Below are 7,471 nucleotides of genomic sequence, written 5' to 3'. Positions count from 1 at the left end.
CGCCACGCGCGCCTCGACCCGGGCGCCGTCGACGGTGACGTCCCGGGCGCCGGGCAGCGCCCCGACGATCGTCGCCACCTGCGGCGCCGTCCCGGCGACGGCCGTCGTCAGGACCACGCGGTCGCCCGCGAGCGTGCGCTTGAGCCCGTCCGCGGTGTCGTCGGCGATGACCTCGCCGTGGTCGACGACGACGACGCGCTCGGCCATCGTGTCGGCCTCGTCCAGGTAGTGGGTGGTGAGCACGATCGTCATCTCGTGCTCGGCGCGCAGCCGCAGGATGTGGTCCCACAGGTTGGCGCGGTTCTGCGGGTCGAGCCCGGTGGACGGCTCGTCGAGGAACAGCAGCCGCGGCGCGTGCACCAGCCCGAGCGCGACGTCGAGCCGGCGCCGCTGACCGCCGGAGAGGTCCGAGACCTTGCGCCGGGCCAGCGCGGTCAGGTCCAGGGCCTCGAGCAGCTCGCCGGTCCGCCGGCGCGCCGCCGCCCGGTCGAGCCCGTACACCTGGCCCTGCATGGTGAGCTCGTCGCCGCCGCGCTGCTGGTGGCCCGCCCCGTTGCCCTGCCCGACGTACCCGATGTGCCGCCGGACCGTCGCCGGGTCGGCGAGCACGTCGACGCCCGCGACGGTCGCGGTGCCGGACGTCGGGCGCACGAGCGTGGTGAGCATGCGCATCGTCGTGGTCTTGCCGGCCCCGTTGGGTCCGAGCACCGCGACCAGCTCGCCGGGCGCGATGTCGAGGTCGATGCCGCGGACGGCATGGACCGTCTCGGTGCGGCTGACCACGAAGTCCTTGGTGAGTCCTCGCGTGTGGATCATGGCTTCTCCCCTCGTGGATGGGTACGGACCCAGACTTCCGGGAGTAGCGGTCAGGTCCTGTCCGCCATCGGATGCGATCCTGAGGACATGTCGACGCCGTCCTCCCGCCTCCTCGCGCTGCTGTCGCTGGTCCAGGCGCGTCGCGACTGGCCGGGCGGCGTGCTCGCGGACCGGCTCGGCGTCAGCCCCCGCACGGTGCGGCGCGACGTCGACCGCCTCCGCGAGCTGGGCTACCCGGTGCACGCCTCGAAGGGACCGGACGGCGGGTACCGGCTCGACGCGGGCACGCAGATGCCGCCGCTGCTGCTCGACGACGAGCAGGCGGTCGCGCTGGTCGTCGCCCTGCAGACCGCGTCCACGGGCGTCGCGGGGGTCGACGAGGCCGCCGTGCGGGCGCTCTCGACGCTGCGCCAGGTCATGCCCGCGCGCCTGCGGGCGGCCGCCGAGGCCTTGCAGGTCACCGCGGTCACCCGGCAGGGCAACCGGCCCGAGGTCGACCAGCAGGTGCTGCTGTCCGTCGGGTCGGCGGTGCGCGCCCGCGAGGTGCTGCGGTTCGACTACGAGGGCGGCCGCGCCACCTCCCTGCCGCGGCGCGCGGAGGCCCACCACCTGGTCACCTGGGGCGGGCGCTGGTACCTCGTCGGCTTCGACCTCGACCGGGCCGACTGGCGCACGTTCCGGGTGGACCGGATGACACCGAAGACCGGGACCGGGCCGCGGTTCGCGCCGCGGGAGCTGCCCGTGCCGGACGTCGCGGCGTTCGTCGCCGAGCAGTTCAGCGGGATCAACCCGTGGCCGTGCCGCGGCGAGGCGGAGGTCGAGATGGACGCGGCCGAGCTCGTCCGGTGGGCCGGGCGCGGCGCCCTGGTCGAGAGCCTCGGCGAGGGGCGCAGCCGCGTGGTGCTCAGCGCCTGGTCCTGGGACGGGGTCGCGGCCACGTTCGCGATGTTCGGGGTGCCGCTGCGGGTGGTCGGACCGCCCGAGCTGGCCGACGCGATGCACCGCCTGGCGGCGCGGCTGACGGCGGCCGTCACGGCGTGACGAGCGCGGGGTGCCGCGGGTCGTCCACGTGCACGACGACGTCCGCGACCAGCGACGGGCTCATCTCGTCCTCGTACCGCGCGAAGGCCGGCAGCATCCAGCGGTCCTCGTGGGCGGTCCGCCGCACCAGGGTGGCCTCGCGGACGGCGAGGTGCACCGACAGGTCGGCATCGAGCCACCGGCCCAGCAGCAGGCTGCCGTCCAGCACGAGCACCGCTCCCTCGCCCGCCTGCCGGTACTCCGCGCGGGTCGCCCGGTCGGTCGCGGCGTCCCACAGGGTCGGCAGGTACCGCCCGGAGGCACCGAACGGATCGAGCACCTCGCGGCCGAGCGCGCGCAGGTCGAGCCGGTCCTCCAGGTAGGAGTCGGGGTCGTGCCGGCCGTGCTCGAACCGCACGGAGGCCGGCCGCAGGAAGTCGTCGGCGTGCACGCGGACCACCGGCCGACCGGCCTCGCGCAACGGCTCGACGAGCGCGTCCGCCCATCCCGCGGGCCCCGTCGGCGGTGCGCCGTCGACGAGCACGCGCACCCGTCCGGGCCGCTCCACGACGAGCCGCACCAGGTGCTCGACCACGGCGTCGGCGGTGGTCGGCCGGATCGGGCTCAGGGCTGCCGACCCTCGCCGTGCTCCTCGGCGTGCTGCTCGCGCTCGTCGATCACGTCCTGGCCCGGGCCGGAGAAGCTCCGCGACCGCTCGAGGGCCTCGATGCTGCCCGTGAACAGCCGCGAGTCCTGCCCGCCCGTCTGGATGGTCTGCGTGTCGTCGACGGACCACGCGCCGGGGACCGGGAGCGTCGGGATCGGGGTCGGCTCGGGCCGCGCGTGGCGGCTCGTCGCGGGTGCCGAGCCCTCCCACCGCGTCTTGGGCAGGGCCTGCGGCGCCTCCCGCTGCAGCCAGGCGACCAGCCCCTCCCGCACGTAGCACCGCAGGTCGAACAGGGTGGGGGCGTCGACCGCGCTGGCCAGGGCACGGACCCGGACGACTCCCCCGACCGCGTCGGTGACCTGCAGGATCCCGACCCGCCGGTCCCACAGGTCGGTGTCCTGCAGCAGCCGGCCCAGCTCGGCGCGCATCGCCTCGACCGGCACGTCCCAGTCCACGTCGAGCTCGACGGTGCCCAGGAGGTCGGCCGCGCGGCGGGTCCAGTTCTCGAACGGCGTCGTCGTGAAGTACGTGGACGGCAGGATCAGGCGGCGGTCGTCCCAGATGTGCACGACGACGTAGGTGAGCGTGATCTCCTCGATCCGCCCCCACTGCTGGTCGACGACGACCACGTCGTCCACCCGGATCGCGTCCGTGAACGCCAGCTGCATCCCGGCGAACACGTTGGCCAGCGAGCTCTGCGCCGCCAGGCCCGCGACGATGGAGATGAGCCCGGCGGACGCCAGCAGGCTGGCCCCGAGCGCTCGCGCCGACGGGAACGTCAGGAGGATCGCGGCGATCGCGCAGAGCACGAGGACGGCCACCGTGATGCGGCGCAGCACCTGCACCTGGGTGCGGACGCGTCGGGCGTGCCGGTTGTCGGCGACGTCGATGCGGTACCTCTGCAGGGCGGCGTCCTCGAGCACGAAGGCGAGGCTGCCGATGAGCCACGCGCCGGTGATGATGAAGGCGATGAGCAGCACGTGCTCGGCCGTCCGCGTCCAGGCGGCCGGGTCCGTGCTCAGCCGCAGGGCGATCCACACCGCGACGACCAGCAGGAACGCACGCATCGGCCGGCGCGAGCGGCGGGTGAGGTCGGCGGCGACGGCCGACTGGCGCGCGACGCGTCGGACCAGCACGGCGATGAGTGTCGCTGCGAGGTAGGCGATCACGACCGCGGCGAGGATCGAGACCGTCGGGACCACGAATCCCTGGACGTCGTGGGCGACGGTGTCGTCGGTGGTGGCGGAGGGCAGCATCAGCAGCACGTGGCCAGCGTACGTAGGTGCGCCCCGTCCCCGTTTCTCGGGGACGGGGCGCAACGGAGAGGCGTCTCGCCGGCACGAGGCTTGGCGCACTCCCTGAACCCTGACGGGCGGCCCGGCTCTCGCCGTGACCCTCGGCAACGCGGCCCGATCTGCGACCGGCTGGTCGGCCCGGTCACCCGGGACGATCAGCTCCCTCTGTTCTAGCACAGTCATGGGAATACCGCATCCCTTCCACGTAACCATCTTGTGTTGGTAAAGCCCACGGGAGGTACGGTCGGAAGGATTCGACCCCGGAGGACACCATCACCGCCACGCTCACCGTGCAGCGACCGTTCGACCCCGCGCCCGCGCTCGCCTCGCTCGTCGCCCACGCCGTGCCCGGCGTCGAGGTCGTCGAGGGGCGCACCGTCCGGCGCGTCGTCGGGGGCGCCGTGGTCACCGCTGACCTGGCGCAGGACCGCATCGAGCTCAGCACCGACGCGGGCGCGGGCCTCGACCTCGCGGTCCTCGCGGACACCTGGTTCGGTCTCGGTGACGACCTGGAGGCGGTCCACGAGGCGTTCGTCGGCGATGCCGTGCTCGGGCCGCTGGTCGACGCCCGGCCCGGGCTGCGGATCCTCGGCCACCCGGACGGCTTCGAGGCGGCGGTGACCACCGTGCTCGGCCAGCAGGTCTCGCTCGCCGCGGCGCGCACGTTCGGGGGCCGGCTGGCGGCCGCCTACGGCTCGCCGGGCCCCGACGGGCTGACCGTCTACCCGTCGCCGGCGCGCCTCGCGGTGGTCGACCCGGTCGAGCTGCAGTCGGTCGTCCGGATCACCCACTCGCGCGCCCGGACTCTGCACGCCCTCGCGCAGGCGTGCGCCGACGGCCTCGTCCTGGAAGCCGGGTCCCCCGACGCCCGCGCGCGCCTGCTCGACCTGCCCGGCGTCGGGCCGTGGACCGCCGACTACCTCGCGCTGCGCGTCCTGGGCGACCGCGACGCGATGCCCGTCGGCGACCTCGTCCTGCGGCGCGCGCTGGCCGTCGGGACCACGCCCGAGGTCGCCCGGATGGCCGAGTCGTGGCGACCGCTGCGCGCCTTCGCCGCGGTGCATCTCTGGACCGCGACGGCGTACGTGCTCTGACCAGGCAGAACGCGCTGCGGTGTCGGCGCGGTCACGATTCGGCGCCACCGACGCCACCGCCGTCACAGTTGAGTCACAGCCAACCCGCAGGCTCGCCGCCGGCCCTACGTTCACGGCCATGAACCCGACGACGAGCCGCCCCACCTCGAAGGTCCGCGCCCGCACCGCCCGCCTGGCGGTCGTCGGCGTCATCGCGCTGAGCGCCACCCTGACGGCGTGCTCCGCCGCCGACAGCGGGTCGAGCGCCGGCGACTCCGCGCAGTCCGTGACCGACGAGGGGGCGGTCGGCGCCGACCAGGGCGGCGGTGCCGTGCAGGAGAGCACGGACGGGTCCGTCGCCCCGGTCGCCAGCACCGTCGACACGCGCCAGGTGGTGCAGACCGGCGACGTCGCGATGTCGGTCAAGGACCCCCGGGCCGCCGCCGACGCCATCGTCGACCTCACCGAGGGGGCCGGCGGGCGCGTCGACGACCGCGCCGAGCAGGCTCAGACCGAGACCGAGGTGGGCACCGCCTCGCTGACGATCCGGCTGCCCGCCGCCGCGGTGTCGACCACGCTCGTCGCGCTGCGCGACCTCGGGGACGTCGACAAGGTGACACTCACCAAGAAGGACGTCACGGCCGCCGCGCAGGACCTCGACGCGCGTATCCACGCGATGCAGCTCTCCGTCGGGCGCATGGAGAACCTGCTGGCCACGGCAACCACGCACGACGACATCGTCACCGCGGAGAACGCCCTCACCGAGCGTGAGACCAGCCTGGAGACCCTGCTGTCGCAGCGGTCGGCGCTCGCGGAGCAGGTGTCGCTGTCGACCATCCACGTCGCCCTCGTCGGACCTGACCTGCCGCCCTACGTCGAGCCGCCGGCACCTCCCGTGCCGCCGACCGGGCCGCAGTCGTTCCTCGAAGGGCTGGCCACCGGCTGGGGCTCGCTCGTGGCCCTCGTCTCCGGGATCGTCATCGTCGTCGGCGTGCTGCTCCCCTGGCTGGCGTTCGGCGGGGCGGTCGCCGCCGGCGTCGTCGCCGTCGTCCGCTGGACCCGCCGGTTGCGCACCCCCGCGGCCGCGACGCCCGTGYAGCCCCTGGCCGCCGGCCCGGGCAACCCGTTCGACCCGCCGGCCGGTCCGCCGGCGGCGCGACCGGTCGACCCGGACCAGCGGGGATGACTCAGGAGGCCGCCCGGCGGACCGCGTCGACCGAACGGGCGACGTCCTCGTCGTCGGTCGACCAGTTGCTCACCGAGACCCGCAGCACGTCGCGGCCCTGCCATCGGGAGCCCGACATCCAGGTCACGCCGTCGGCCAGCACCCGCGCGGTGACGTCCCGCGTCCGCTCGTCCGAGCCGAAGGCCACGCTGACCTGCGTGAAGACGACGTCGTTGAGGATCTCGGCGCCGTCGATCGCCGCGATCCCGTCCGCGATCTGACGGGCGCGGGCGACCAGCCCGTCGACCAGGTCCTCCACCCCGGACCGACCGAGCGAGCGCAGCGCGGCCCAGACGGGGACGCCGCGGGCACGCCGGGACAGCTCGGGCACCTTCTCGAACGGGTCGCCGGCCCCCTGGAACGACACGAAGTACTCCGCCTGCATGCCGAACGCCCGGCGCAGCGGCTCGGGGCGGGCCACGATCGCGAGCCCGCAGTCGTACGGCACGTTCAAGGTCTTGTGGGCGTCGGTCGCCCAGGAATCGGCGCGCTCGTAGCCGGTCAGCAGGCCGCGCAGCCGCGGTGACGCCGCCGCCCAGAGGCCGAACGCCCCGTCGACGTGCACCCAGGCGCCGTGGGCGTGGGCGGCGTCGATGGCATCGGCCAGCGGGTCGGTGGCGCCGGAGTGCAGGTTGCCCGCCTGCAGKCACACGATCGTCGGGCCGTCCCCGGCCGCGAGGGCGCGTTCGAGGCCGCCGACGACAAGCCGCCCCTGCCGGTCCGCGGGCACGGCGGTCGGCGCGCCCAGGCCGAGGTAGCGCAGCGCGAGGTCGACGGTCCCGTGCCGCTCCTCGCCCACGAGCACCCGCACCCGCGGTCCGCCCGCGAGACCGTCGCGCTCGACGTCCCACCCCGCATCGGTGAGCACCTGCTGACGCGCGGCGGCGAGCCCGGTGAAGTTCGCCATCGTCGCGCCGGTGACGAACCCGACGTCCGCGCCGGTCGGCAGCCCCAGCAGGTCGACGAGCCAGGCGGCCGCGGCCTCCTCGACCGCGACGACACCGGGGGTCGAGTGCCGGATCGCGGTGTTCTGGTCCCAGGCGCTGGTCAGCCAGTCGGCCGCGAGCGCCGCCGGGTGCGTGCCGCCGATGACCCAGCCGAAGAACCGGCCCGACGGCATCCCCATCAGCCCCGGCTCGATGCCCGCCGCCAGCTCGTCGATCACGGCCTCCGGCGCGGTCGGTCCGTCGGGCAGGGTGCCGCCGAGCAGGGCGACGAGGTCGTCGACGTCGGCGCGAGGGTGGACGGGCCGCTCGGGCAGGGACGTCAGCCACTCCCGGGCGTGGTGCGCCGCGCGCTCGAGCGCCGGGGCGAACGCCGGCCACCGTGCCGTCATGGCGCCAGCCTCCCAGACTGGTGGCCGTGAGGGCAGAGG

Annotated in this window: 7 protein-coding genes; 3 read left to right on the top strand and 4 right to left on the bottom strand. The window is 75.0% G+C overall.

Translation table 11 applies throughout. The annotated features are described in order from the left end of the window. A partial coding sequence (locus tag ACXJKG_RS17515) for an ABC transporter ATP-binding protein (RefSeq protein ID WP_456847020.1) occupies positions 1 to 816 on the bottom strand: 816 nt, incomplete at its 3' end. Positions 817 to 903: 87 nt separating this feature from the next. Here ACXJKG_RS17515 and ACXJKG_RS17510 point away from each other — a divergent pair. Beyond that, positions 904 to 1,857 carry a helix-turn-helix transcriptional regulator gene (locus tag ACXJKG_RS17510; protein ID WP_456847019.1) on the top strand — a complete coding sequence of 318 codons (954 nt, stop codon included), beginning with the start codon at positions 904 to 906 and terminating at the stop codon, positions 1,855 to 1,857. Here ACXJKG_RS17510 and ACXJKG_RS17505 read toward each other — a convergent pair. Together ACXJKG_RS17505 and ACXJKG_RS17500 are read right to left on the bottom strand one after the other, a co-directional pair. Continuing rightward, complete coding sequence (locus tag ACXJKG_RS17505; protein ID WP_456847018.1) at positions 1,847 to 2,431, bottom strand: uridine kinase; 585 nt, start codon at positions 2,429 to 2,431, stop codon at positions 1,847 to 1,849. The two genes, ACXJKG_RS17510 and ACXJKG_RS17505, sit on opposite strands and share 11 nt — an antisense overlap. Positions 2,432 to 2,460: 29 nt before the next feature. Continuing rightward, positions 2,461 to 3,759 carry a mechanosensitive ion channel family protein gene (locus ACXJKG_RS17500; protein WP_456847021.1) on the bottom strand — a complete coding sequence of 433 codons (1,299 nt, stop codon included), beginning with the start codon at positions 3,757 to 3,759 and terminating at the stop codon, positions 2,461 to 2,463. Positions 3,760 to 4,088: 329 nt separating this feature from the next. Here ACXJKG_RS17500 and ACXJKG_RS17495 point away from each other — a divergent pair, with 329 nt between their 5' ends. Further along, entirely contained in the window at positions 4,089 to 4,892 is an 804-nt protein-coding gene (locus tag ACXJKG_RS17495; protein ID WP_456847017.1) for a DNA-3-methyladenine glycosylase 2, read from the top strand. Between the two features lie 118 nt (positions 4,893 to 5,010). Further along, positions 5,011 to 6,057 carry a DUF4349 domain-containing protein gene (locus tag ACXJKG_RS17490; protein WP_456847016.1) on the top strand — a complete coding sequence of 349 codons (1,047 nt, stop codon included), beginning with the start codon at positions 5,011 to 5,013 and terminating at the stop codon, positions 6,055 to 6,057. A 1-nt stretch (position 6,058) separates the two neighbouring features. Here ACXJKG_RS17490 and ACXJKG_RS17485 read toward each other — a convergent pair whose 3' ends face one another. Next, positions 6,059 to 7,432 carry a pyridoxal phosphate-dependent decarboxylase family protein gene (locus ACXJKG_RS17485; RefSeq protein WP_456847015.1) on the bottom strand — a complete coding sequence of 458 codons (1,374 nt, stop codon included), beginning with the start codon at positions 7,430 to 7,432 and terminating at the stop codon, positions 6,059 to 6,061. Between the last annotated feature and the right edge of the window lie 39 nt (positions 7,433 to 7,471).

The organism is Cellulomonas sp. P5_C6 (assembly GCF_054049635.1).
This window is presented reverse-complemented; position numbering and strand designations above follow the sequence as displayed.

Coding starts and splice junctions, on each gene's coding strand:
- ACXJKG_RS17500 (WP_456847021.1), bottom strand. CDS start 3,759: ATGCTGCCCTCCGCCACCACCGACGACACCGTCGCCCACGACGTCCAG.
- ACXJKG_RS17510 (WP_456847019.1), top strand. CDS start 904: ATGTCGACGCCGTCCTCCCGCCTCCTCGCGCTGCTGTCGCTGGTCCAG.